The sequence below is a fragment of the Vibrio ziniensis genome, from assembly GCF_011064285.1.
In the GTDB taxonomy this organism is placed as follows: domain Bacteria; phylum Pseudomonadota; class Gammaproteobacteria; order Enterobacterales; family Vibrionaceae; genus Vibrio; species Vibrio ziniensis.
In genome coordinates this window covers 844,412-870,669 of the sequence record NZ_CP049332.1, presented here as the reverse complement: position 1 = coordinate 870,669, position 26,258 = coordinate 844,412, and the positions used below count along the sequence as shown (strand labels likewise).

General features: G+C 41.3%; 27 protein-coding genes. 12 read left to right on the top strand and 15 right to left on the bottom strand.

All coding sequences use genetic code 11. From position 1 onward, the window contains the following. Positions 1-46: 46 nt before the first annotated feature. On the bottom strand, positions 47-652 hold the full coding sequence (locus tag G5S32_RS18895) for a HutD/Ves family protein (protein WP_165313701.1): 606 nt from the start codon (positions 650-652) through the stop codon (positions 47-49). Further along, positions 645-2,030, bottom strand: a complete 1,386-nt coding sequence (locus G5S32_RS18890; protein WP_165313700.1) for a formimidoylglutamate deiminase — start codon at positions 2,028-2,030, stop codon at positions 645-647. Before G5S32_RS18890 ends, G5S32_RS18895 begins: the two co-directional genes overlap by 8 nt. Positions 2,031-2,272: 242 nt before the next feature. On the opposite strand from G5S32_RS18890, the gene hutG reads away from it, so the two are divergent. From hutG to G5S32_RS21585, 3 genes are all read left to right on the top strand, one after another. Continuing rightward, complete coding sequence (gene hutG / locus G5S32_RS18885; protein ID WP_165313699.1) at positions 2,273-3,085, top strand: N-formylglutamate deformylase; 813 nt, start codon at positions 2,273-2,275, stop codon at positions 3,083-3,085. 152 nt (positions 3,086-3,237) lie between these two features. Beyond that, on the top strand, positions 3,238-3,894 hold the full coding sequence (locus tag G5S32_RS21590) for a YjiH family protein (RefSeq protein ID WP_246201123.1): 657 nt from the start codon (positions 3,238-3,240) through the stop codon (positions 3,892-3,894). Next, positions 3,887-4,549, top strand: a complete 663-nt coding sequence (locus tag G5S32_RS21585) for a YjiH family protein (protein ID WP_246201122.1) — start codon at positions 3,887-3,889, stop codon at positions 4,547-4,549. The genes G5S32_RS21590 and G5S32_RS21585 overlap by 8 nt, the downstream gene beginning before the upstream one ends. A 205-nt stretch (positions 4,550-4,754) precedes the next feature. On the opposite strand, the gene G5S32_RS18875 is transcribed toward G5S32_RS21585, so the two are convergent. The 5 genes from G5S32_RS18875 to G5S32_RS18855 all read right to left on the bottom strand — a co-directional run bounded on the left by G5S32_RS18875 (position 4,755) and on the right by G5S32_RS18855 (position 8,142). Beyond that, complete coding sequence (locus G5S32_RS18875) at positions 4,755-5,069, bottom strand: hypothetical protein (RefSeq protein WP_165313698.1); 315 nt, start codon at positions 5,067-5,069, stop codon at positions 4,755-4,757. Positions 5,070-5,394: 325 nt separating this feature from the next. Further along, on the bottom strand, positions 5,395-6,159 hold the full coding sequence (locus G5S32_RS18870) for a MipA/OmpV family protein (RefSeq protein WP_165313697.1): 765 nt from the start codon (positions 6,157-6,159) through the stop codon (positions 5,395-5,397). A 60-nt stretch (positions 6,160-6,219) separates the two neighbouring features. Next, a complete protein-coding gene (locus G5S32_RS18865; protein WP_165313696.1) occupies positions 6,220-6,831 on the bottom strand; it encodes an NAD(P)H-dependent oxidoreductase in 612 nt (203 codons plus the stop codon). A gap of 84 nt (positions 6,832-6,915) precedes the next feature. Continuing rightward, complete coding sequence (locus G5S32_RS18860) at positions 6,916-7,413, bottom strand: (R)-mandelonitrile lyase (protein ID WP_165313695.1); 498 nt, start codon at positions 7,411-7,413, stop codon at positions 6,916-6,918. Positions 7,414-7,425: 12 nt separating this feature from the next. After that, positions 7,426-8,142, bottom strand: coding sequence for a carboxymuconolactone decarboxylase family protein (locus tag G5S32_RS18855; protein WP_165313694.1), 717 nt, complete (start codon positions 8,140-8,142; stop codon positions 7,426-7,428). A gap of 489 nt (positions 8,143-8,631) precedes the next feature. On the opposite strand from G5S32_RS18855, the gene G5S32_RS21580 reads away from it, so the two are divergent. Both G5S32_RS21580 and G5S32_RS21575 read left to right on the top strand, forming a co-directional pair. After that, a complete protein-coding gene (locus G5S32_RS21580; protein ID WP_246201121.1) occupies positions 8,632-9,213 on the top strand; it encodes an MFS transporter in 582 nt (193 codons plus the stop codon). A 109-nt stretch (positions 9,214-9,322) separates the two neighbouring features. Further along, a complete protein-coding gene (locus tag G5S32_RS21575; protein WP_343033178.1) occupies positions 9,323-9,808 on the top strand; it encodes an MFS transporter in 486 nt (161 codons plus the stop codon). Between the two features lie 86 nt (positions 9,809-9,894). On the opposite strand, the gene G5S32_RS18845 is transcribed toward G5S32_RS21575, so the two are convergent. The 4 genes from G5S32_RS18845 to G5S32_RS18830 form a co-directional block, all read right to left on the bottom strand. Continuing rightward, positions 9,895-10,371: a cyclophilin-like fold protein gene (locus G5S32_RS18845; protein ID WP_246201120.1), complete on the bottom strand. Its 477-nt coding sequence runs from the start codon at positions 10,369-10,371 to the stop codon at positions 9,895-9,897. A gap of 23 nt (positions 10,372-10,394) precedes the next feature. Further along, positions 10,395-11,561: a MalY/PatB family protein gene (locus G5S32_RS18840; RefSeq protein ID WP_165313693.1), complete on the bottom strand. Its 1,167-nt coding sequence runs from the start codon at positions 11,559-11,561 to the stop codon at positions 10,395-10,397. Further along, positions 11,561-12,454, bottom strand: a complete 894-nt coding sequence (locus tag G5S32_RS18835; RefSeq protein ID WP_165313692.1) for a DUF3737 family protein — start codon at positions 12,452-12,454, stop codon at positions 11,561-11,563. The genes G5S32_RS18840 and G5S32_RS18835 overlap by 1 nt, the downstream gene beginning before the upstream one ends. Positions 12,455-12,644: 190 nt before the next feature. Then, entirely contained in the window at positions 12,645-13,289 is a 645-nt protein-coding gene (locus G5S32_RS18830; protein ID WP_165313691.1) for a carboxymuconolactone decarboxylase family protein, read from the bottom strand. 427 nt (positions 13,290-13,716) lie between these two features. On the opposite strand from G5S32_RS18830, the gene G5S32_RS18825 reads away from it, so the two are divergent. Continuing rightward, positions 13,717-14,628 (top strand): AraC family transcriptional regulator, encoded by a 912-nt coding sequence (locus tag G5S32_RS18825; protein ID WP_165313690.1) that lies wholly within the window; start codon positions 13,717-13,719, stop codon positions 14,626-14,628. A 66-nt stretch (positions 14,629-14,694) separates the two neighbouring features. Here the strand turns inward: G5S32_RS18825 and G5S32_RS18820 are convergent, their stop codons facing one another. The 3 genes from G5S32_RS18820 to G5S32_RS18810 all read right to left on the bottom strand — a co-directional run bounded on the left by G5S32_RS18820 (position 14,695) and on the right by G5S32_RS18810 (position 17,091). After that, positions 14,695-15,438: an SDR family NAD(P)-dependent oxidoreductase gene (locus G5S32_RS18820; protein WP_165313689.1), complete on the bottom strand. Its 744-nt coding sequence runs from the start codon at positions 15,436-15,438 to the stop codon at positions 14,695-14,697. Positions 15,439-15,500: 62 nt separating this feature from the next. Further along, positions 15,501-15,953 (bottom strand): MarR family winged helix-turn-helix transcriptional regulator, encoded by a 453-nt coding sequence (locus tag G5S32_RS18815; protein ID WP_165313688.1) that lies wholly within the window; start codon positions 15,951-15,953, stop codon positions 15,501-15,503. 163 nt (positions 15,954-16,116) lie between these two features. Next, positions 16,117-17,091 carry a Gfo/Idh/MocA family protein gene (locus tag G5S32_RS18810; protein ID WP_165313687.1) on the bottom strand — a complete coding sequence of 325 codons (975 nt, stop codon included), beginning with the start codon at positions 17,089-17,091 and terminating at the stop codon, positions 16,117-16,119. 180 nt (positions 17,092-17,271) lie between these two features. On the opposite strand from G5S32_RS18810, the gene G5S32_RS18805 reads away from it, so the two are divergent. Further along, positions 17,272-18,024 (top strand): DeoR/GlpR family DNA-binding transcription regulator, encoded by a 753-nt coding sequence (locus tag G5S32_RS18805; RefSeq protein ID WP_165313686.1) that lies wholly within the window; start codon positions 17,272-17,274, stop codon positions 18,022-18,024. A gap of 76 nt (positions 18,025-18,100) precedes the next feature. On the opposite strand, the gene G5S32_RS18800 is transcribed toward G5S32_RS18805, so the two are convergent. Next, the gene (locus tag G5S32_RS18800) at positions 18,101-19,087 is read right to left on the bottom strand and encodes a LacI family DNA-binding transcriptional regulator (protein ID WP_165313685.1); all 987 of its coding nucleotides are present in this window, start codon (positions 19,085-19,087) and stop codon (positions 18,101-18,103) included. A 259-nt stretch (positions 19,088-19,346) separates the two neighbouring features. On the opposite strand from G5S32_RS18800, the gene G5S32_RS18795 reads away from it, so the two are divergent. The 5 genes from G5S32_RS18795 (at position 19,347) to G5S32_RS18775 (ending at position 26,077) form a co-directional block, all read left to right on the top strand. After that, entirely contained in the window at positions 19,347-20,483 is a 1,137-nt protein-coding gene (locus tag G5S32_RS18795; protein ID WP_165313684.1) for a Gfo/Idh/MocA family protein, read from the top strand. Positions 20,484-20,550: 67 nt separating this feature from the next. Then, complete coding sequence (locus G5S32_RS18790) at positions 20,551-21,795, top strand: MFS transporter (RefSeq protein WP_165313683.1); 1,245 nt, start codon at positions 20,551-20,553, stop codon at positions 21,793-21,795. Positions 21,796-21,822: 27 nt separating this feature from the next. Continuing rightward, positions 21,823-22,875, top strand: coding sequence for a sugar phosphate isomerase/epimerase family protein (locus tag G5S32_RS18785; protein WP_165313682.1), 1,053 nt, complete (start codon positions 21,823-21,825; stop codon positions 22,873-22,875). A gap of 207 nt (positions 22,876-23,082) precedes the next feature. Then, positions 23,083-24,735: a tannase/feruloyl esterase family alpha/beta hydrolase gene (locus G5S32_RS18780; RefSeq protein WP_165313681.1), complete on the top strand. Its 1,653-nt coding sequence runs from the start codon at positions 23,083-23,085 to the stop codon at positions 24,733-24,735. Positions 24,736-24,979: 244 nt separating this feature from the next. Beyond that, entirely contained in the window at positions 24,980-26,077 is a 1,098-nt protein-coding gene (locus G5S32_RS18775; protein ID WP_165313680.1) for an MBL fold metallo-hydrolase, read from the top strand. The last annotated feature ends 181 nt before the right edge of the window (positions 26,078-26,258 follow it).

Sequence of the window (26,258 nt, the reverse complement as noted above, 5' to 3'; positions counted from 1 at the left end):
AGGGTTGAGCCATGCTCAACCCTACGATTGCGACCATCGCGTAAACTTAGTCAATTGAGTAAATGGAAATAGCCACTCCTGAGCCGCTTTCCAATGTCACTTTTGCGGTGTGGCTAAACAGCAACATTGATTGGCTTTGCAGCTTGACCGTGTGAAGCTCTGAAGCAAAGTCCAACGCCAGTACACAATCACTATTAGCGTAGAAGCCCGTGAATAGCGTGTGCGAATCACGGCTAACATCAAAAAAGGCAGGAGAGAAAATGGCTTGCACATCCGAACCTGCTTTGCCTTCTCGCACCATAATGTTGAGATCTTCAATGGCCCCGTTTGATAGGGTCGCATAGGTACTATCACCACCAGCGAAATGCGCAACAGACAACTCTTGCTCAAGGTTATGTTGATATTCTTTTTGTGCGTTTTTATGGGACAGAATCATCCCATTGCCCTTTAGCAAAACAAGCGTACGATGCAAACCAGAAAAATCTGAGAACGCGCCATCTTCAACCACCGCGGCTTGACTAACGCGATACAACACCTCATCGTTTTCTCGACTCACCGCAATTTCTAACGTTTCACCTAAGCCATTTTTCCATGGCATACGCAGATAGTCAGATTGAGGAACTACGCTAAACAAATTTGAGTGATTAGACATCGTAAATAACCTTCTTAATCACTTTAGAGAACTCTGAACGGCTTATAACATCTAGCTCATGTCGTCCTTCGCTAATGACTTGCTTGCCTGCAACAAACACATCTTTCACCACGTTTTCGCTGCATGCGAACAACCAACGATTCAGTACATCTTTGGTTTCGCTTGCGCCAATAAACGGATGGGTATCATCAAGCACCATAAAGTCTGCGCGTTGACCAACCGCTAAACCTAGATCTACACCACATGACTGATTGCCGCCCAATAACGCTTGCGTAAACAGGTTGTCACCAATGCTAGTTTGTTCGCCTCGATATAGACGATTGCGTTGTTGATCGCGAAGGCGTTGTCCGTATTCGAGAATACGTAATTCTTCAACAATCGACAGGCTCACATGGCTATCGGAGCCGATACCCCAACGACCATTCAAACGTTCAAATTCAACACCAGGGAAAATACCGTCACCCAAGTTTGCTTCTGTCGTCGGACACAAACCCACTACCGCTTTGCTGCTGGCAATTGCATTGAGTTCGTATTCATTCAGATGTGTCGCGTGGATTAAGTTCCAACGCTCATTCAAACCCACATGTTCATGCAACCACTCAACAGGACGTTGACCGCTCCATGCCAAACAGTCATTCACTTCTTTCTGCTGTTCAGAAATATGAATGTGTACAACTTTGTTGCTGTCTAATGAGCTCAATACTTCTTTGATTTGCTGCTCTGTTACCGCACGTAGTGAATGGAAACAGATACCAAGGTTGTGCAGCTCAGAACCTGCTAAGGATTGTTCACACTGACTTTGCAGTTCCAAATAAGAGTGTGACGAATTGATAAAGCGAGCTTGACCTTCGTTCGGAGCAAGCGCACCAAAACCAGAATGAGAATACAGCACAGGTAGCAGCGTCAGACCAATACCAGAGCGATCCGCGGCATTGATTAGCTGGTGAGACATCTCAGCACGGTTGGCATAGTGTTTACCCGCAACATCATGATGTAAGTAGTGGAATTCACCAACTTGGGTATAACCCGCTTTAAGCATGTCGATATAAAGCTGAGTCGCGATAACGTTGGCTTGTTCTGGCGAAAGTTTTTGTACAATTTTGTACATCAGATCACGCCAACTCCAAAAGCTATCATTTGGGTTCAAACACACTTCTGCCATTCCCGCCATTACACGTTGGAATGCATGCGAATGCACGTTTGCTAAAGTCGGCAATACTGGGCCAATAAGCTTTGTTGCTCCCTCAACCGCTGAAGTATCCGATTCGACATGAGTAAACACTCCGTCGGTAACTTCGAAAGAGACATTGTTATGCCAACCATCAGCAAGCCAAGCTCGCTCAGCAAAGAAATAATGACGTGTTTGAGTCCCTGTCATGGTGAATTCCTAGTTCAAAAAAGTAATCACTTGCACTGTTTAAAATAAGTGTAATTTAGCTTTATATGTATATACAAGTTATATTTTTCCACTCAGTTCACCTACAAAAACAAGGGAATTTAATACGAGAAAAAATGGGATAAACGCAATAAATAATTAACTTCTCACTTGCAACAATGTTTTATGACAGCTAGATTATTAAATGTATATACATTTAATAAAGATAACGGAGTATCTGTCAAATGAGTCAGCCAAATTGTGTGCGTTCACCATTCGAATTTCATCAAGGAAGCGTCCCACTATTAGTGAGTATGCCTCACTCTGGTCTAGGTCTGACTCCAGAAGTTGAACAAGGTTTAACGCAAGCCGCCAAGAAACTTCCAGATACTGACTGGTTTATTCCAGAGCTTTATGAATGTGTGAAAGAACTGGGTGCGAGTGTCATATCAGCCAACTATTCTCGCTACGTGGTTGACCTAAACCGACCAAGTGACGACAAACCACTCTACACAACAAAGACTACTGGCTTATTCCCGGAGATCCTTTTCGACTCCACCCCCGTTTTCGTTGATGGTAAAGCACCAAGCGAAAGTGACCACGAACGCTATAAAGAGCAGATTTGGCACCCATACCACTCCACCATCGAACAGGAACTTGCGCGCCTTAAATCTATTCACGGCTACGCTATCTTATTTGATGCCCACAGTATCGCTGCGCAAGTACCTATGTTGTTCGAAGGAACGTTGCCTGAATTCAACTGGGGAACCAACCAAGGCGAATCATGCAGCAGCGCGATTGTCGAAGCTGTGATGGGCGCGGTTTCTGATCGCTATAGCCAAGTACTCAACGGACGCTTCAAAGGCGGTTTCATTACTCGAGGATTTGGAAAACCAAGTGAAAACATTCACGCCATTCAGCTTGAAATGTCACAAGATACTTACCTAAGCAATGACGCAATCGCTCAAGGGAGATACGAGTTAGATACGGATAAAGCCATCGCAATCAAATCGCAACTCAACGCGATATTAACTGCCGTTCTAAAAGCAGAGATTTAATTACACAACATAATTTGCAACTTGCCGTTTAGAAGAGCGGCAAGCAAGAGCGTTTAAACGCCGAGCTTAAAAGTTCAGTCAGGAAAAAATCACTGCATGTAGGCCAGATTGTCTGCCTATGTGCAAAGATCAACCCACTAAGGAAGGTAACTATGGAAGCAACCGAATCCATGCTCACGAAGCCTGTTTGGTCTTCAGCACTAAAACTGATGCTGTTTAGCCTTATCGGCATCATTTTTTTCTTTGTACCCATCGAAATTAACGCAAAATCCACTATACCACTCGACCACATGGTTTCTTGGCTACGTGCAGTATCACCTAAAGGTGTTGAGATTTATGCACTGCTGATGATCATCGCTGGTAGCGTCTACCCTTTTATTACAGGTAGTTGGAACGCAAACACAACGCAAAAAGTGCTCTCTGTACTTAAAGTTGTCGGTGTGATTACTGCTCTGATGGCATTTTTCTCTATCGGCCCTGCAGTCTTGTTTGAAAAAGACATGCTGCCGTTTCTATTTGGCAAGCTTGTTGTGCCAGTAGGTTTGATTGTTCCTGTCGGCGCAATCTTCCTAGCATTTCTCATCGGCTTTGGATTGCTTGAACTGGTAGGCGTGCTGTTGCAACCGGTAATGCGACCAATTTTCAAAACACCAGGAAAGTCAGCAATTGATGCGGTAGCCTCTTTTGTTGGCAGCTACTCAATTGGTCTTCTTATTACCAACCGGGTATACAAATCCGGTCAGTACTCAGCAAAAGAAGCAGCCATTATCGGTACAGGCTTTTGCAACCTTCATGGTTATCGTGGCTAAGACGTTGGGCTTGATGGAGATTTGGAACCTGTTCTTCTGGAGTACATTGGTTCTAACTTTTGTCGTTACCGCTATTACGGTACGTCTACGTCCACTTGCTCGTTTAGATGATTCAAAGACGGTTGCTGATGAAATTCCAAGTGATCTACCACGCATCAAGCAAGCCGTGAATGAAGGTCTACAAATCGCAGACAAATCTGAGCCAGTTCTGAGCAGCATTATTAACAACCTGAAAGAAGGTCTGTTAATGGCGATGAGCATTTTGCCATCAATCATGTCTGTGGGTTTGATCGGCTTGCTACTTGCTAAATACACACCTGTTTTCGAATGGTTGGGCATCCTGTTCTATCCATTTGCTTGGATAGCGCAAATGCCAGATCCTATGTTGGTAGCAAAAGCTTCAGCGACGGGCCTTGCAGAGATGTTCTTACCTGCACTGATTGCTGCGAAAAGTGACTTCATAACTCGCTTCGTGATTGGTCAGATTTCTATCTCTTCCATCTTGTTCTTCTCTGCGTCGATCCCTTGTATTTTGTCGACTGAGATTCCTATCTCAGTGAAACAGATCGTTGTAGTTTGGTTCCAACGTACAGTATTAACACTGCTGTTAAGTTCACCGGTAGCGTACGCAATTCAGCATTTCGCGATGAGCTAAAACCGATAAGAATCCCGGTAGTATCTTTATGCTCTGGGATTCTTTACACCACTTATACACGCCAATAATATGTGACAATGTCACAGAGGTTTAATTAGTAGCATATCTTTAAATGTCTATACCTTAATCTACTCGCAAACAATCAGAGCACCTTTCTCCGAATAATTAACATACTTAAATCCAAAACTACTGTTAACATCAATCGCTACCGTTTGCATAGAATATAGGTCAACCCCCATTTGCGATTGATATAGCAGACAGTTATCTGCTCTGTAGGTTTATATAGATTTAGCTTTCCAAGTGTTAAATCTTTGTCTTCACAAAATGCAATTGCATCATCTGAAGAATAGAATTTCTGAGTAGTGACCATCTTAGTTGCACCAGACCATCTTTCTGCAGCAATTGTCAAAAACCCTATAGCGGGTTTATAACTATCTCCACAAAATTTTTTGAGTGTCGCCACATTGTCGCCATTTGCTGATTTTGTAGCAAAAAAAGAACCGCTAAAAGCGGCTCTCAATGACTCGAATTTTCCTGTTGATACAACCGTAATGGTTGTTTCATCATTTTTGTTGATACAACCATAAAATGATATTTGTGATTTACTTTAATTCAGATAGTTATAAAAAATACAACCATATGTTGATATTTTTGTGATAATTGGATTTGGGAGTTAAATTTTCTGTAAGAAAGTTTCTTACAGAAAAATGACTCTGAACTCCCCTCACCTCACCGAAAAATTCAGTAGCGAATTAACACATGACAAAGTCGCTTGGTAATTAAGGTACACTTCACCGCTATCTCTTTATAACTCAGCCGATAAATCTACATTCATATATTTAAGATTAAAAAGAGTAAGTAATCCCTATAGTTGCAGTAGTAGCTTCGGTGGAATCCAGAACTGGGCTGTTTTCAATACCACCCTCTAAATTTGTGTAACGTACTCCTCCATTTACTGTCAGCTGATCAGCAATCACGTAATAAGCTGATAAGCCCACAAAAAACTGACCGCTTCCGTTTATATCAAAAGCATTTATTCTGCCGTTAGTTCTATTCGATTCTGCCTGAGATACGCCATAAAGGTGCTGATTCAGCTTATTGTCATTATATGAATAGCCAAAAGCAGGCGTAATTCCCGCATTTTTAAATCGCAATGGTAAACGCCAGGCAACCTCTCCGTATACCCCATTATGAACGCCTAGTACATCCGCACCTACCGACGTTTCTAACATACCGAACAATGTTGAATATTGATAACTCAAACCAGCCAAAACAGTGTCGTCCCGTTCGTCTAACAACTTCATTTCTTCTATGTCAGAATCACCAGGCTTAAATGTTCTCGGGTCATAAATCGCCCTTATCACCAGATTATGAGTCGAACCTTGAGGATTAATCCGATAGCCCATTCCGAACCCTCGCATAAAAAAATGTTCACCTTCGTAACCTAGAATCGGTATTACCATTCTATTTGTTGGCGTCCCCCGATATACAGCGGGAGAATAGCTAGCACCGACACCAATTGACCAGGGTGACTTTGCTGCAAAGGCTACCGGTTGAAATGCCGTATATCCAACGAACAAAACAGCCATATTTTTCAATAACTTTTTCATTTAACTATGTCTTTATATATTCCAAGAGCCAATGTGAGAAGGTTCAAAAGTTATTCGACATTAACGCTGCAAACGCTCAATCAACTGCTGTTGGTAATCAGAAAGTTTAGAACTAGAAACCGATTGAAAAGCTAATGGTTTCAAAAAAGTCATCCCTGCGTGCAATGCACTTGCCTTCATTGGTGTAAAGACATCTTCTAGAGCCACACCGATTCTTCCTGATTCACCATATGTTGAACTGCCGCCAGCAGCAGTAGTAACAAGGAGCATTTCTTTGCCTTGCCACAATCCAGGTCCCACGCTACCCCAGACATCATTCATATAAGCTTTCATCATCGGCGTAATATTGAACCAGTGTGTAGGAAACATAAAAACAATACGGTCATGCGCTCTAGTGAGTTCCTTTTCTTTCTGTGCATCAATCGCTCTTGTATCAAAGCCATAAAGCGTTTCCAAGTTTCTTACGGTTACCCCTTCAACACTTTCGGCAGCTTGTTGCAAACCTTTTGTCATTACTGAGCGTTCTGGATATGGGTGAGAAACTATCACTAGAGTTTTAATGTTAGTCTTGGGTGCTTCGGTGGCATTAGCCATATTTGTCAAAGCAATAAACAGTATCTGTATTGTGAAAAGTAGAGTAGATAATTTTGCAAAACTTAATTTTATACCCATATGGATACACCTATTATTTAGCAAGTTAAAACAACTCATCACCGCTCTAGTCAGTGATGAGTTGTTGTTTAATTAAATGATAAGTTATTGACCTGATGTATATTGCTCGTCAGTAACTTTCTCTTTCCAAATTACGTTTTTGCCATCTTTTGACGCAGTAACAACAAGATGTGTCATTGGAGCTTCAGGTGTAGCACCATGCCAATGGTCGATACCTGGTGGGCACCAAACGCTTTCATTCTCTGCAAAACGGATAACTTTGCCATCTCTTGTTCCCGTTAAAGCTACGCCAGATGTTACGATCATATGCTGACCCGCCGGATGCGTGTGCCAAGCTGTTCTCGCGCCTTTATCAAATGTGACGTAGGCAGCGCTGTAGTTAGCCACATCATTTTCTGGAAACAACATGTCCACTTTGACATGCCCAGTAAACAGATTTTCCGGACCAACAAATGAATTAAGATCTTTTGCTCGGTAGACCTGTTGCTCATTTGACTTGCTGTCAGAAGCAACTGCGCTAGAAACAAATGAAGATAAAGAAATAACGCCAGATAGCATTATTAAAGCCAAGTTATTTTTCATAATATCTCCTTATTATTTATTTAATACGGTATTTAATACTTGCTGAGCATTATCAGCCACTTCCTGACCAACTTGCGTTGAGAGAATCGAAATAAATTCATTTAGCTCACTTACAGAGACATTATTATTCATGCTGATATTGTAATGAGAAGCTAATTGGCTGTTGACACCTTTTATATTTGCCAACGTTGCTATTGTTGCAATTTCACGTTGTTTCCACGAAAGAACATCACGTTGAAAAATATCGCCAAACAAGTGTGACTTTAGGTATTCATCAATTTGAGGAGAGAAATCAAATAAAGCACCTTTAACTTCAACACCAATCAATTTTGTTTGATTATCTTTACCAAATTCTAAACTGGTTCTGTCTGTTGGTAGGGGTGATGGTTCTGCGCCTACAACATCTTTTATGCCTTTACTTTCACGTTCTTGAACCACTTGCATAAATGCTGATAACGCATTCAAACTACGAGGAAAGCCTGCATAGGCATATAACTGACCTAAAATCTCTTTCGTTTCATTGATAGTTAGACCAGCTTCCAGACCATCGGCTAAACTCACTTTTAGCTTGTCTATCTCGCCACTAGCGGCAAAGGCAGCGATTGGAATAATAGCTTTTTCTTTCTGTGTGAAACTGTCGGCTGCGACAGTTAGATGGCTTGCAAGTAGTAGTGATGTTCCCAAAACAAATACAGATAATTTCTTAATAACAATGTTCAAACTGAGCATATGATTCTCCCTATACCAATAACTATCAAATCACGACATACTTGCGTGATTTAATTAATCTACAATGAAAAGCAGATACTCTATTGCCTAGAAAAATCTAATTATTGCCTAATCTTCCCATCTTAAATGACAAATATATTTCAGAATTATATAAAAACAGTAATTTACAAAATGATACAAATAACACAACCAATAATCATTGACTAAATAAAAATTTTTTATTTTAACAATCCAGATATTTAGATTGTCTTTTATATTTAAATTATTATTTCCTTAGATTTTAAGGTACACCACCCCTTAAAACAAAGACAAGATTGGACAACGATTAAGGAAGATTAGGCATTACTGGCTGTCATCGAGAGATTTAAAATATTCATACTCGTCATAAGCTTTGTACTCGACACCAATCGCTATACTTTAACGCTTGCAGTTAGAGTCTTCAGTCCCATTCACGAGTCTTCTTTAATTCGAATTTGTGGGGGTACCTCGTTGCAATATACATCTCATCGATTTTCATTCGTAAGCACCGCGCTGTCTTTGATGGTGACATACGTAACATCAGCAGTTCCTATTCCATTGTATGGTGTTTACCAGGCACAAGATGCCATTACCTATTTCCAACTTTCACTCAGCTCAGTTGTTTATTTTATTGGCGCGGTAGCTGCGCTAGTTTTATTTGGTCGCCTATCCAACTACATGGGGCGAAAACCAGTTGCAGTTTTGTCATTGTTGCTAGCAGGACTTTCCACGCTGTTCTTTCTCAATCTTCATAGCGCAGCGCCATTGCTTTTGGGGCGATTATCACAGGGACTAGCTTGTGGACTAGCCTCTACCGCGTTGACTTCTTGGTTAGTTGATCATTCGCATTCCGTTCGTTCTTGGATTGCTCCCGCGATTATTAGCTGTGGACCTATGACCGGGTTAACTTTTGGTGGTGTCGGTTCGGGAATTCTATTCGAGCACGCCCCTTACCCACGTCAAATCGGATTCGTGATTGCGTTGCTGCTAAATCTAATCTGTCTATTTCTCATTTTTAGAAGTAAAGAAACGATGTGCTATTGCTTCTATTAAGCCTAATTTCGAGATACCGCTTTCCGCTCGAAAGGCATTTCCTGTTGCAGCATGTACCTTTGTTTGTACTTGGGCACTCGGCGGATTCTTCCAAGCTTTTGGCCCAGCCATGGCGCGTGAACAACTTCATTCTCAAAGCGCGGTAGCGGCCGCATTTGTATTTGCATCCATAATGGCACCAAGCTCGATCGGTGCTTCAATTGCTGGGCGAATGTCAAGCACACAAGCTCAACGTACTGGGATGCTGTCATTCACGCTGTTTGTTGGCTGTATATTGCTTTCATTGCAGTTAGGTCTTTTAAGTGCATTTCTTTTGGCAAGTGTTTTTGCAGGAATTGCTCAGGGGCTTGTTTTAACAGGAAGTATTGGAACTATGGTTACTGGTTTGAAGGCTGAGGAAAGAGCTAATGTCTTTTCCGTTATCTATGCGTCATCATACGTTGGCGCAGCAATTCCAACACTAATCGCGGGAAGATTATCCAATCATTTAGACCTTCTACAAATTGCCTATGGGTACGGTGCGTTGGCTTTATGTGGTTCTGTTGTAGTTTTAGTTAAGTACTTACGCTCAACCCCGAAACGTGCTGTCGAATAAGAGTCGCATCTTTTTATGCTATTGCACGATTGAATAACTCCCATAAAAAAACCACCGTGCCAATGGTGGTTTTTTATTCGTTTGCTTTACTCGGCAGATTCAATGGTCACTTTCATAGAACCGTTAGATGTAAACCTATCCAAGCCACCATCTAACTTACCTAAGTTAATAAGACCCGAAGCATAGCCAAAATTCTTGTAGAAAATGACCAAGTTGCCCCAAGGCGCGTAATAGGAAATATCACCCGCTTTAGAACTCACACCAGTAGGCGCACCTTCACGAGTAAGCTTGCTTGGTAAGTAAGCAATCTTTTCAGTACTTGCGTAGTCTTCAAGGTCAAAAGTTAAAGGCAATTGCGCAATAAAATCTCTTGTACTTGGGCTGTCATTCAGTGTCGCCGTAACAGTTCGATCGTCAAACACAAAACGAATCTTCATCGTTCTTTCTCCGATATTTTCTCCGCCATTAGCGGGTATGGTATTGGCAAAGCTATGTGAACTCGACATGACTGACAACACCATTGATAAAGCAGTTATAGGCTTTGCCCAGATTGTTCTCTTCATGATGTCACACACTCCATTTAGTATTATTTGTCACCTAATACACTTGCCATGCGTTTCAGCCCTTCAATAAGGAGCGATCTCGGGCAAGCCATATTGAGTCGAATGTATCCATCACCCGATTCACCGTAAACGGTACCTTGGTTAATCATCAACGCGCCTTCTTTCAGCAGCATTTCACCAATTTTGTCTGATGGAATATCCAGTTTTCTGCAATCAATCCAAGCTAAGTACGTCGCTTCTTGCTGGACTACGCTAAGTTTTGGTAATTGATGTTGAACAAACTCAACCACGGCGAGATAGTTTTCATATAAATAGTGGTTTAATTCGTTTAGCCACTCTTCTCCTTGGTTATAAGCTGCGACTAATGCAGCTACACCAAACGGGTTGACGTCACAGACTTCGTGGATGTTAAGAGCACGATCAACTTTTTGCTTTAACCCTTTGTTTGCGGTAACAATATTAGCAATCTGCAGTCCGGCAATATTAAAAGACTTACTTGGTGAATGTGTCGATACTGTATTCATCAAAAACTCATCACCTAAAGCGGCAAAGGGTTGATGATGATTGCCCGGAAACATTAGGTCACAATGGATTTCATCACTGATAACTTTGACCCCGTGTTTAAAGCAAATTTCGCCTATTCTAAACAATTCTTGCTTTGTCCAAGCTCGACCAACTGGGTTATGTGGATTACACAGTATCATTACTGTCACATCCGATCTTGAAGCCTTGTTCTCTAAATCTTCAAAATCTACTTGATAGTGCCCATCACAGTTCACCAAAGGGTTCTCAACCAACTGGCATCCCATATTTCGAATGGAACTGAAGAAACAGTTGTAGACTGGCGTTTGAACGATGACTCCATCGCCGGGATTGGTAAGAGCTTTAAGAATGGCAGAAATAGCAGGGACAACACCTGATGTATAGAGTATCCAGTCTCTCTCAATATGAAAGCTGTGCTTTCTTGAAAACCAGTTAATAGTGGCTTCGTAATACGCATCTGGCACCTTTGCATAACCAAAGATGCCGTGTTCAACACGCTTTTGCAAAGCGTTGACAATGGCTGGTGCGGTGCGAAAATCCATATCCGCCACCCACATAGGTAGAATAGAAGCATTCTCTACACTATCCCATTTAACGCTGCCAGTACCTTGCCTATCTACAACTTCATCAAAATCAAATTGTTTCATTAAACGCCAGCCTCAACTCCTGTTTGAATGGTGCAGCCACCCGGATTTTTGTTGTTTTTATCAAGGATAATTTCACCAATTGAATACGCCTTAATTGAACCAGACAATGGATTTTTAACGCTAATGATGTCAGAAACTATCTCAGCTTCTAACGAAGAATACTCAAAGCAAAGATCGGTTTCTTCCATCACACAATTTTCCATAATTAGGTCTGTTGCGTAACACAACGGCTGTTCACCACGGATGGTACAGTTAACCAAACGTAAGTTTTTAGAGTGCCAGCCTAAATATTCACCATCCAAAACACTATCATAAACAGTCACATTTTCTGTACCCCAAAATGCATCTTTAGAATCTAGATATGCATTTCTAATCGTGACATTTTTGGCATCTTGGAATGAGTAATTTCCTTGTAGTTTGAAACCATCGATCTCTACATTTTCACAATTCATGAATACGTAATCTGCGCCTCGCATCTCAACGTTTTTCATAGTGACATTGTCACAGTTCCACAAAGTTTCACCAGCATTAGGAAATCGAGTGTTCTCAATTTGTAAGTTGTTCACACGACGGAACATCTTAGGCGCTTCTATAACGCAGTTATTCATTATTAAATTATTGGTGTACCAAATTGCCGCTCGTGCATAAACAGTAAAAATACTTTGCTCAATGACGATTTGGTTACTGTGCCAAAATGGATACTTGCCCATAAATTCACAATGCTTAACCATAATATTGTCGGTGTGTTTTAGCGCAGATTCGCCCGGATAAAAGCGTACACGGTGAAGATATTTGTTTTCTTCAGCATACAAAGGTCTTTCACCTTCATAAAATCGGTCAGAGATTTTTTGATAATTACTAAATTTATCTAGATTGATTGTTAATGCAGACATAATTACACCTAGGTTTACGCAAATATAAATATTGGGGAATTACAAAGCCTAGGTGCTACGCATAACACCTTATTTGACATCTCAATATTGCTTCATTGACTTGTGGTTCTATTGCCACTCATCTGTAATAAAAAGGTAAGGAATACTGATATTCATTGGCAGTGGATAAAAAATAGACCTTACACAAAACTTATAATTCTTTGATTATCGCAAATACGTTACTAAGCACTTGTTGGGCATTTGACGAGATTTCTTCGCCACAATGCTGGCTTAATATGCTTACGAACTCATTCAACATCGCTGGCGTTAAGCCATTGTTTAAACTGATGAAATAGTGCGATTGAAGCTGGCTATTTACACCACTTATATTTACCAATCCAGCAATTGTGGCTAACTCACGCTGTTTCCATGTCAAAACATCACGTTCAAAAATGTCACCGAATAAGTGAGCTTTTAAGTAGCGGTCTATCTCTGGAGCAAACTCAAACAGAGGACCAGAAACAACTTGCCCTACGAGTTTTGTTTGGTTCTCTGCACCATATGTCAGACTGTCTGTATCTTGGGATACAGGAGTTGATACTTTTCCCTCTGCATCTAAGATACCTTTCTCTTGACGTTCTTTTACAACACCCATAAAAACACCCAACGCATTTAGGCTGCGAGGAAAACCTGCATAGGCATACATCTGAACGAGAATTTCTTTTATTTCATTAATAGTAAGCCCTGCATCCAATCCCTTAACCAAACTGACCTGTAGATTTTTCATGTCACCATTTGCAGCAAACGCCGCAATAGGAATGATAGCTTTCTCGGTAGTGACTAATTGGTCTTGCATAAGCGCCTCCGCATTCAGATAGTAAAATCACGCCATTGTTCGACCCGATTTGTGTTTGATTGGACGGATCGTTTTGTTAAGCATAGCGTTGAAGTATTTATATACTGATAATTTAACGATCACTGATAAAAAGCGTTAGCCTATTCATTTCTATTACTTGCCTATTTTTCCAAACCTAATATATCTAACCTCACATGCATGTAAAAACAGCAACTGAAAAAACATCTCAAAAACATAATATAACCACCTGTTATATATAGAATTAGTATCTACATTTCGCATTAAAACATTGGTTGATCCGCTTCAAATAAAGGTGACAATCCTGTCAATAGCAATTTGCCTAATACTCTTTACATAATGAAAATTGCTGTTATAAATAAAAGTATTAAATGCCTTAAACACTCTTCACATTTTTCTTGGAGTTGCTATGAACGATACAGAAAATGACGCTAATTTCTCCAATAAACTGGTTAACGTATTAGAAAAATGGGTTAACGGTGCGCTTGAGTATGAAACGGCAATTCCAGGGGTCAAAATCAGCCGTTGGACACATCCCACCCCACCGACCAGTTATACTCATAAACCAAGTATTTGTTTGATTGCTCAAGGTAAAAAGCAAGTTTTGTTGGGGGAAGATAGCTATATCTACGATTCAAACCACTTCTTGATTTCATCAGTAAACTTGCCAATTACCGCCAATATCATGGAAGCAAGCGATGAACACCCTTACTTGGGTTTGATTATGGAGTTGGATCTACAAGAAATTTCTCAACTGATTGTTGAAAGTGAATTTTCGTTCCATCCGGTAAAAGAAGCGCAAAAAGGTATTGCTGTTGGAACGTTATCCGAATCATTACTCGATGCATTCTATCGTTTGATGCAGCTATTGGACGAGCCTGAATCCATAAAGATTCTTGCCCCTGTGATTAAACGAGAGATCTTTTACCGCTTACTCATGAGTGAACAAGGTCAGCGTTTAAACCAAACAGTGACCAACGGCAGCCATAGCCATCAAATATCTAAAGCCATTGATTGGTTAAAGAACAATTTCGTTAAGCCTTTGAGCGTTGGTGATCTCGCATCTTACAGCGGTATGAGTAAGTCAGCGTTTTACACACACTTCCGATCGATGACCTCGATGACACCTTTGCAGTTTCAAAAGAAACTAAGATTAAGCGAAGCTAGACGACTCATGCTTACTGAGAATTTGGACGCCATGGCGACTACGTTCAAAGTCGGTTATGAAAGCCCTTCTCAGTTTAGCCGTGAATACAGCAGACTCTTCGGAGCTCCACCGTCGAAAGACATCAAAGCCCTACGCGAAGCGAATATGGCTTAAATCCAATATGTTAAAGACAAGAAAAGGCATGTATAACATGCCTTTTCGAATCTCTTCATTTCAAGCTTATGGTAAGTAAGCACCACCACAGACTGGATTGTACGTACCAGTAATATGACCACTTTTTTCGCTTGCCAAATAGCTTACCGTATTTGCTACGTCTTCCGGTGTTGCAATTTTTTGCGTTGGCGTGAACATTCGAATTGTTTCTTTAAACTCTTCTGGAGCACCTTTCGTTGCGTCAGTTTCAACAAGACCTGGTGCAACGATGTTAGAAGTAATGCCGAATGGACCAAGCTCTTGTGCTAGGTACTTACTGAAGCTGTCTAGTGCGCCTTTAGCACTGCCGTGTGCAATAAAGCTTGGTGCAGGAGCTTCTGACAAGGTACTTGAAATAAAGACCAAACGTCCAAACTGTTTCTCTTTCATGCTTTCAGCCGCTAACTTAGCTGTTTGATATGCTGCGTGCAGTTCATCGTTAAGTTTTTGTGCAAACTCTTCCCATAACTGATCCATAAAAGGTTTTGCAGTAAAGTTCATGTTTGCGTTTGAAACAAGCACATCGACACCACCATGTTCATTAGTGATAGTGTCAAACATAGCTTGGATTTGAGCATCATCACGAACATCCGCTTTAAGCGTATAAGCCTCACCACCCGCTTTTTGAATTTCCTGCGCTAACTCTTCAGCGACTGCCGTACTATTTACATAGTTAATAAAAACACGGTAACCATCAGCAGCAAGTGCCTTCGCAGTAGCTGCGCCAATACCGCGCGCGCCGCCAGTAATTAAAGCATTACGTTTTGTCATAGTATTTCTCCAAATATGAGCCAGACTTTAAAATCCGCTATGGTCAAGAAGACCCTGTTTAATTAATTTTGTCCGTTAAGCTTACGTAGGTTGGTGATAACACTTGAAAGGTGTAGCCTGCTGTTTTCCAAATCTTCCTCTGCAAGATTTTGCTGCGCATCATTAAGCACTAATGAGGCTATTTTCGAACAGCTCTCGACAACATCTAAAGATTTATCGGTTAACACAACCAACTTACTACGGCTATCTGTTGGCGAACGTTTTCTTTCTATCCAGCCTCGCTTTTCAAGACCATCAATTGACCTACTGACACTCGATTTTTCCAAATACAGGAGATCACAAATATGGCTTTGAGACAGTGCTCCGCTGTTTTGTAAAAGCAGAATCACGCCCCATTGCTCCGCCGTCAAATCAATGCCTGCTTCTTTAAAGCGAGTAGTGAGTAAACGGTTGAACAAACGACTTGCGAGACCAGTAAGGTGTCCCAGAGATTGATGATGAGTGTAAAGAGGCATTCAACATTCCAACAAATAACATAAACTGACAATATAGTTGTATACACAACTATATTGTCATAAGTCAACTATATTCTTTACAAATTAATTTTTATCAGACTTCCAGCAATAAAATACCCACCGCTAGCTAGTGAGTATTTTATTAAAAATTTCAGAGAGTTAATTACTTAAACACTTGCATTTGTTGTCTACCAGCCTCTAGTACCTTCATGACTGTTATAGAATGTTGCAATAACTGATAACACTCACTTAAATTGTTCTGCATAAATAAACGATTGAAGTCTTTAAACTCATAGACCATGTGATTATCAACATCGTGAGCGTTAAAAATTTCTCGCTTTCCAGCGATGTTGACTTCTACAGATGGAACAACATTTGGCGTTCCAACGATGGAAACATAACCATTAACACCCTGCACTGTAAAATGTCCCGGACTTTGCGAATCTTTAGCTCCAGTACAAATTGATACAAAATCAGGATACTGCAGTGTCATTACACCAGAAGTATCGATACCATTGTGCCCCGCATTATACGCGTAACGGATATCTGAAGGCGCCCCAAACAAGTAACAACACAAATGGATGTTGTAAATATTAATATCATACAAGGCGCCACCAGATGCACTTGGATCGAAAGCAGGATGAACTTCGCCTTCGAGGTATTTGGCATAGCGGCTCGATAACTGGGAATAGTTTCCTTGAACCAATTTAATCGCCCCAAGATCAGCCATTGCCTGCTTCATTTTTTGTACGTTTGGAGAGTGAATATTGGTAATCGCTTCAAACAAGAAAAGTTGACGTGCATGTGCCAGTTCACTTAGTTCCACTAACTGCTGTGCGGTCGTGGTGAAAGGTTTTTCACAAATAACATGTTTGCCTGCTTCTAGAGCCAATCGCGCATAATCAAAATGCAGGTTATTTGGAATACCAATGTAGATAAACTCTATCTCTTCATCCGCCAACATATCGTTATAGTCGGTATAAAGCTTTGCCACATTGAATTCATCACAAAGGCTTTGACCTTTTTCACGGCTCCCTTCCCGAACACAAATAGCTACCGGATGAATATCTTCTATCTGATTAATCGCATCCAGACACATTCTTACTATATTGCCAGCCCCAACAATACCAACTTGCATTTCAAGCACCTTCACTTAACATCAATTACATACCTGCACAAAGACTATCACCATGAAAGCTTGAGTCAAGATAATCACGTGGATTCAATTCTATTTGTGCATTAAAAATAAATAATCTGATGCACAAACACTTAAAAACACTTACAATATCAACCCCAAAATAACCTGAATCAGCACGGTATGACACAAGACGAACGACTAATAGAACTCGAACGCCATATAAAAACACACGGTAAAGTGACTCTGGAGTTTATATGTGAGCGATTTGCTATTTCGTATGATTCTGCGCGACGAGACTTAGTGAAATTAGGAGAAGTCCCGGGAATTTTGAGGATACGTGGCGGCGCAATCGCTAACGAAAACAAAGCAAGTCTTTCATATATTCAAAGAGATAACACAGACCCGACTAAAGGAAAGCTTGCTTCTTATGCCGCTACTTTAGTCAAAAGTAATGACATTGTGTTTTTGGATGCCGGTACGACCAATGCTTTAATCGCAAAATGCTTGGAAACTGAATCTAGTGTTATCACCAACTCATTAGAAAGTTTGAATTTTTTATCTCACAAGGCACAAATTAAGAAGTGTGTATTAGGTGGTATGTTTGATCAGTTTTCTCACGCTGTCTTGGGTAGCATGACGATTGAGCACATAAAAAAGTACCAAGCAGATAGAGCTTTCATTGGTGTTAGTGCCCTATCCTCATGTGGAATTACTACGGATACCGAGCTGGACGCGGAACTCAAGCTAGCAATGAGCCATCAATCAAAACAAGTAATCTGCGTCGCAACCAGCGACAAATTTAACACTCAACTTTTATATCAATCGTGCAGTTGGGAAGAGATTGATTTTCTGATTACAGACCAACAACCGCCGCAGAACATCCTCGAACAACTGCAGAAATTTGACGTGGAATTCGTCGTTTTAGATTCCTAAAGTGAAAAACAACCGCCCTCAATGTAACATTTCAATTTGTTACATTGAGGCAACCGTTTTCAAATCAGGTGTTCATTTAGGCAGATTGGCGAACAATCAAGGAATGATGAATAAGTTTGGACGAAACCGCATTGCCATCAATACGTTGGCTCAACATCTTCATCGCTGCTTGCCCCATTTCAAAAGTGGGTTGCTGTATGGTTGTTAACGATGGTTCAAACATGTCTGATAATGGAATGTCATCAAAGCCTATTACTGCGACATCTTCAGGAATTTTCTTGCCCATCCTGAACGCGGCTTTCATCACCCCAATTGCTAAAGTATCTGACACAGAAAAAATAGCAGTTGGCGGAGTCGGTAGCGTCATTAAACGCCTTGCAGCAAGTTCACCTAAAGGATAATCAATTCCGCCCATCGACTGAACATAGCCATCTTCAATGCTTAAACCTGCACTTTCCATCGCACTGATATAACCTTCTAATCTTTGTTGAGCATAGATGTATCGTTCATCTGAATTGACCAATGCAATTCGCTTATGTCCTTTGGAAACTAGGTATAAGACGGCATCTTTCGCTGCCTGCTTGTGATCAATACTCACATAAGCGACTTCGGAGTTGGGAACATATTCAGAACATGCAACCCATGGCAGTTCAACAATTCGACTTGGAAGATTTAGCTGTGCAGTCATCGGGTCAAGACTAATAACACCCGCCACTTGTTTTTGCTCAAGCATATCTAAGTACTTTAGCTCAACCCAACTATCTCCTTGCGTGTTAGTCAATAAAACCGAATAGTTGTGTTCACGTGCCGCTGCCTCAATACCTTTCACAATACCGCTATAAAATGGGTTCTCTATGTTAGGTACTAAAACCATTATCAGCTTAGAGCTGTTCATCTTGGGTACCGGATTATTTTCTGGGAGCTGATATCCCAGGGCTTCAACAGCTTTTTTAACTTTATCTCTCGTCTGAGGACGAATGGACGGGTTCTCATTTAGAACTCGTGACACTGTCGCTGTTGACACACCAGCATACTTAGCAACATCTGCAACAGATGGACGCATAAACCCTTACAACCTCATCTCTTTAACTTATGAAACGAATGTAACACGAAATGTATTACCTCACTATGTTTTCATATTCATAGCAATGATTTCATTTTCAAAACTGCTGTGATCTTAATCTCAAACAGTAGTCAGACTGTGATTAACTACATAAATCTCAAGCTCCAAATCTCGTTTTACTTCTATCAATGTAACGAATGCAATTATATTTTATGTAACAAATGTAATGTTACATGAAATGTAAATAACGGAGCCTAAGATGAACAAATCAAGTATCAATGCAGTAATAATTGGCACAGGGATGATTGCACACGTTCATTTCCGATCGCTAAAAACTGCTGGTGTTAACGTACTTGGCTTAGTCGATGCAAATCCAGAGCAAGCAAAAAAAGTGGCGAAGGCATGGGGCGTGGAAGTATTTGAAGAGCTTGAGCAAGCTTTAAAGCACGATGCTGTCGATGTTGTTCATATTTGTACTCCAAATATCTTCCATTATGAAATGGCAAAACAAGCATTACTTGCGGGTAAGCATGTCATTTGTGAAAAACCATTAGCAACCAACCTTTCTGATGCTATCGAACTACAACAGCTTGCTGCAGAAAAAAATGTGGTTACTGGCGTTCCTTTCGTTTATCGCTACCACCCTATGGTTCGTGAAGCTAGAGCTCGAATCGCAAGTGGTGAGCTTGGTTCGCTACATTTAATCCACGGTAGTTATCTTCAAGATTGGCTATTAGAGCAAAGTGACAACAACTGGCGAGTAGACCCAACGAAAGGTGGTGCGTCACGTGCTTTCGCCGATATCGGCAGTCACTGGTGTGATTTGATGGAATGGGTAACAGGTGAACGATTCACACAGCTCACCAGTCACTTCCATACCGCACAAAAAGAACGTTCAACGGCGGCAACTGAAACCTTCAGTGATCGTAATAACCAAGCCATTGATAACAGTCAAAAAGCATCTGTTACAACAGAGGATATTGCCAACCTACTGCTTGTCACGGAGAACAACACTCCTGCAACCTTAACAATTAGCCAAGTTTCTGCCGGTCGAAAAAACCGCCTTTGGTTTGAAATTGATGGTAGCAACAGCAGCTTAGAATTTGACCAAGAAAAACCGGAACAACTATGGGTTAACACCCGTGAAGCGAAATCTTTAATCGTTCGCGATCCAACCCAAGGCAGTGATGAACAAAAGCGCTTGTCACTTACACCTGCGGGTCATGCTCAAGGCTACAGCCATTGCTTTGATGCTTTTATTATTGATTTCTACGACACCATTTTGGGCGCTACGCCTGAAGGTCTGCCTACCTTCGATGACGGTGCTCGTGCAGCTAAAATCATTGATGCTGCTCTGAATTCTTCAAAACAAAAACAGTGGGTCTCTATTGATTAATCAATAACTTAATTAATCGACGACTCAACTTCGTGATGAATCCCTACACACTAATATGGATATGATTATGAAAACTAATAACTTTATTCTGCCACGCTTACGCGTAATGATGTTCTTACAGTTCTTTGTCTGGGGCGCATGGTATACGTCTATTGCCGTATATATGTCCCATGTAGGCATGAGTGACCTTACTCACTGGCCATACACTGTTAACCCTCTCGCTGCGGTTATTGCACCTTTTTTCATTGGTTTAATTGCAGATAAATACTTTGCAACACAAAAAGTATTGGGAACTCTTCACTTACTCGGAGCTGCATTCCTATTCGCGGCCCCACAGACTGTTGAAAATCCAACGTTGTTTATCGTTATTTTGTTGGCATACAACCTTGCTTACATGCCAACCCTTGGGCTTTCTAACTCACTTGCGTTTCGTAACATTGAAGACCAAGAGAAACAGTTCCCTACCATTCGTGTATTCGGAACTATTGGTTGGATTGTAGCCGGTCTGTTTATCAGCTTTGGTTTAAGCGGTATGTTCGGTGTCGCTGCGGAGCAAACTGCAATGCCACTTTATACTGCTGCTACGGCAAGTGCGATCTTAGGTGTGTTCAGCTTCATGCTTCCAGATACTAAGCCTGCAGCCGCTGGTACAAAAACATCATTTAGCGAAATTGCTGGCATCAACGTATTTAAAGAACTGGCTAGCCCGGCATTCTTCGTATTCATGTTGGCGTCTTTCCTAATCTGTATTCCTCTAGCTGCTTACTACAACTTTACTCAGCTTTTCCTAAGTTCAATGGACATGGCGAACATTGCTGGTATTCAAACTCTTGGGCAAGTTTCAGAGCTTGGTTTTATGTTGCTGATGCCACTATTTTTCCGTCGCTTGGGCGTTAAATGGATGCTTGTTGTTGGTATGGGAGCTTGGGTTCTACGTTACGCATTATTTGCAATGAGTGCTCCTGATTCAGTCGTGTGGATGATCATGGCTGGTATTGCTTTACACGGTGTTTGTTACGACTTCTTCTTCGTTACCGGTCAAATCTACATCGACAAACAATGTAACGATACCAACCGAGGTCAGGCTCAAGGTCTACTTGTTCTTGTGACTTACGGTATCGGTATGCTTGTTGGCGCTCAAATCGCAGGTATGGTTTACAACGAGTTCCTACAAGGTGCAACTCAACTAACACCTGAAAACTGGGCAAGTTTCTGGTGGCTACCTGCAATGTTTGCTGCTGGTGTTGCTCTACTGTTTGTCTTGTTCTTTAAAGAAAAACCACAAGCTATTGCTCAACAAGCTCGCGCTTAACACTCTGTAATTATTAGGTTATTGATTATGAAACAAATTAAAGGTCCCGCTATATTTTTGGCTCAGTTTATTTCTGATGTAGCGCCTTTTAATACTCTGGAAGGTCTAGCAAAATGGGCCTCTCATAAAGGTTATAAAGCGCTACAAATGCCTACGCTAAATCCTGAGATTTTCAATCTAGAATTAGCAGCAGAAAGTTCAGAATACTGCGAGAAAATTAAAGCAACCTTAAACCAATTCGATTTGGAAATTAGTGAGCTATCAACCCACATTCAAGGACAATTAGTCGCGGTTCATCCCGCTTACGATCAGCTAATGGATCAGTTTGCACCTGATGAGGTAAAAGGCGATTCAAAAGCAAGAACTCTATGGGCAACTGAACAGTTGAAGCTGGCTGCTCGCGCTTCTGCAAATCTTGGATTAGACGCGCATGCAACATTTTCAGGTTCACTAATGTGGCCATATGTTTATCCTTGGCCACAACGCCCTCAAGGGTTGGTAGAACAAGGATTTGAAGAGCTAGCTAAACGTTGGTTACCGATATTGGATGAGTTCGATAAGTTCGGCGTCGATGTCTGTTTCGAGCTACACCCAGGTGAAGATCTTTTTGACGGAACCAGCTTTGAACATTTCTTAGATAGTGTGAACCACCACCCTAGAGCAAATGTTTTATACGACCCAAGTCATATGCTTTTACAAGGTATGGACTATCTAGGCTTCATTGATCGTTATCACGACCGAATCAAAGCATTCCACGTTAAAGATGCTGAGTTTAGACCAAGTGCCTCTCAAGGCGTTTATGGTGGCTACTCCGGTTGGACAGAACGAGCAGGCCGCTTCCGTTCTCTTGGCGATGGTCAAATCGACTTCGTGCAAATATTTAGCAAATTGACGCAATACGGTTTCGATGGCTGGGCAGTTCTTGAATGGGAATGTTGCTTAAAAGATTCCGAACAGGGAGCGACTGAAGGAGCGCCATTTATCGGCAAGCATCTCATCAATAGAACAGCTAAAGCTTTTGATGACTTTGCTTCAGGTAGTCAGCAAGCAGATCTCAATAAACACCTGCTAGGTCTTTGATCTATAAACCCAAGGGTTCGCCGTCGCACTGTTTAAACAGTTCGGCGGCTTTTTTATTCGCTTATTTCGCACGAATAGGCAAGAAATGAACACGAATCTACCTTCTAGTATTCCCCACTCTTTCAGTAAATTATCAAGGTTTACTGGTGCCGAATTAATTTGAAATTCAGCTATAAATAAAAGAGATAAAACCACTAGGAAATGTAGATGGAAGACTTTAATCGTATAACGAAGAGTGTATGCAAAACACTAGCATCGCTAGTATGTGTTTTCGCAAGTATCAGCATGGCTCATGCTACCCCCGCACAAGATTGTGAGAATCTTAAATCAGTACCTATTTACAACGGTAAAGTCACTGAAACGAAATACATCACAGCAGGAAAGTCAGAAAAAGATCCATTCCGTATGTTCACTGGCGCTCCAGACCTTGAATTCGATTTACCAGAACATTGCTTAGTACGAGGAGAGATTGAATCTCGAACTAACGCTACAGGTAAACCTAACGTGTTGAGGTTTGAAGTTCGATTACCAACAGATTGGCAAAACCGGTTTATATTTCAAGGTGGTGGCGGCACTGACGGTTTTCTTGCCAATGCTATCGGCACAACCCCGATTTCAGGTTCAACTGCAATTCCGGCTCTAAACCGAGGCTATGCAGTTACCTCTATGAATGGTGGACACGACGGTGTTGACCCAACTTTTGGTTTGGATCAACAAGCGAGACTGGATTACGCTTACGCAGCATTAGGTAAAGTGACCCAAGCAGCCAAAACCCTAGTAAATCACTACTACAATAAAGAACCTTTTTACTCGTACTTCATGGGCTGTTCGAATGGTGGTCGCGAAGCAATGATTGCTGCGCAACGTTATCCAAATGAGTACAACGGCGTCATTGCAGCAAACCCAGGGTTTCATTTGAGCCGAGCAGCAATTAGCGAAGTTTGGGATACCCGGACATTGATGTCTATTGCTCCCAAAAATGATAAAGGGAAAAAAGTCTTAGCGAACGCTCTAACCAGCAAAGAGTTACAAACACTTTCTGATGCAGTACTCAAGAAGTGCGATGCAAACGACGGTATAAAAGACGGCATCATCAACGACTACAAAAGCTGCAACTTTAATCCCGATAGTCTTATTTGCAAAAATACCTCAGATGCAGCTTGTCTGAGTGGAGATAAAGTCGCAGCAGTGAAGACTGTGTTCGATGGTGCCAAAGACAGTAATGGTAAACCGCTATATAGCACTTGGCCTTATGATGCAGGGATCAGTGCACCGGGCTGGCGTGCTTGGAAACTTGGTTTTTCTCAAGATGCAGAAAAGGCTGATGCTTTAAATGCAGTATTGGGTGCAGGCTCTTTAATGTTCTACTTCATGACGCCACCAAACCCTCAAGCTGATTTAGCGGCATTTGATTTTGACCAAGCAGAATTCTTAGTCGGCGAAACGGGCGCATTAAACGACGCAACTTCAACCATGCTTAATACCTTTGCACAAAACGGCAGTAAGCTAATGATTATTCAAGGTGTATCTGACCCAGTATTTTCGGCAGATGACATTGAAAACTGGTATTTGAAAACACAACAAACCACATCAAAAGGTGATCTTACCGCTATGAAAGAATGGAACCGCCTATTTATGGTTCCTGGTATGACACACTGTGGTGGCGGTCCTGCATTGGATAACATTGATCCACTCACAGCGATGCAGAATTGGGTAGAAAACCAAAAGGCACCTGATTATTTACCGGCTAAAGGTGAGGCATTTCCAGATAAAAACATGCCTATTTGCTCTTACCCACTTGTTGCCAAATATAAAGGCAATGGTGATGTGAACGCGCTAGATTCTTATCAGTGCATGTAATAGTCAAACATCACTCACACTTTAAGCCTCGACAGATTGTCGGGGCTTAATATTTTGTAACATCTATTTGTCCCCGCAGAGCTATGTCAAGGAGTATTAGGCAAAGAATTTGTAGAATCTAGATACCGTTGCCCAAACAAAATCATTAGAGTAAGTAATGTGCAACAAAGCTACCTGTTGCCGGAATTACGTTGTAAAGCAATCTACTGGGATATTTCTACCGATAGTTATGAAGATAAAAATAATGATTTATGTAAGTGTTATTGTAATAACGATTTTAATACTGCTACTTGGCGGCTGTACCTTTATGCAACAGGAGCGTTTTGGTGCAGAGCCAACGGGAGAACGCCTAGAAAAGGTTGAGTTATCTTCAAACTATGTTGAAGGTCAATTTCAAAACCAGATACCAACGCCCGTATTAAAAGAGGGTGAAAATACATTGTCGATAATTGTCAGCAATATGTTTAGCTCTGCCAAAAATTTACAGCCTGATCATCCATTGCCGACCGAAAAAGTTGATCTAAAAAGCCTACCAATTGAAAAAGATATCATCGTGTGGTTAGGCCACTCTTCTTTCTATATTCAACTTAGCGGAAAACGGATGTTGCTTGACCCTATTTTGAGTGACTATGCATCCCCCGTTTCTTTTGCAATTAAAGCGTTCAGTGGCACATCTCTATATTCTGTTGATGAAGTTCCACACATCGACTTACTGCTTATTTCTCATGACCATTGGGATCACCTAGACTACGACACCGTCACTAAGTTGCAGCCTAAAACAGACAGAGTGTTTGTGCCTCTTGGCATTGGTGCACACTTTGAAAAATGGGGATTTAGCGACAAACAAATTAATGAATCTGACTGGTATAGTGAACAGTTCGTTGATACTAATTTAACCGTTTATCTCGCGCCTTCACGTCACTACTCTGGCCGTGGTTTAAGTAAGAACAAAACGCTTTGGGGAAGCTTTGTTTTGATATCTCAAAACAAGAAACTCTATTTTGGTGGAGACTCTGGTTATGGTCCTCACTTCAAAGAACTCGGTCAGAAATTTGGTCCGTTTGATTTAGTGGCATTAGACATGGGTCAATACGATCCACGTTGGCCATATATTCATATGACTCCGCAAGAAGCATCACAAGCTGCACTAGACCTCAACACGAAAGCATTGTTACCCGCTCACGTTGGGCGTTTTACTCTGGCTCAGCACGATTGGAGAGAACCATTCAATCAGATCGTTGCTCAGACTCAAGGCATGCCCTATCAACTCTATACACCCATCATTGGGCAACCGTTGATGTTAGATGACGAGGTTAAACCTAACTCACATTGGTGGGAGTAATAATTCCTTCCTTTATAAGGAAAAGCCCAACCTAAAGATAACTTTATGGTCGGGCTTTTTTGGGGGTTCAATATACAAATGCGTTTCTGTTTTTGTCAGTAAACCCAAAATCTGCATGTTGTTTAAAGTTCTTATATTTTGCTGACAATCTGCGATTTATACATTGCACAATCGTCGCTAA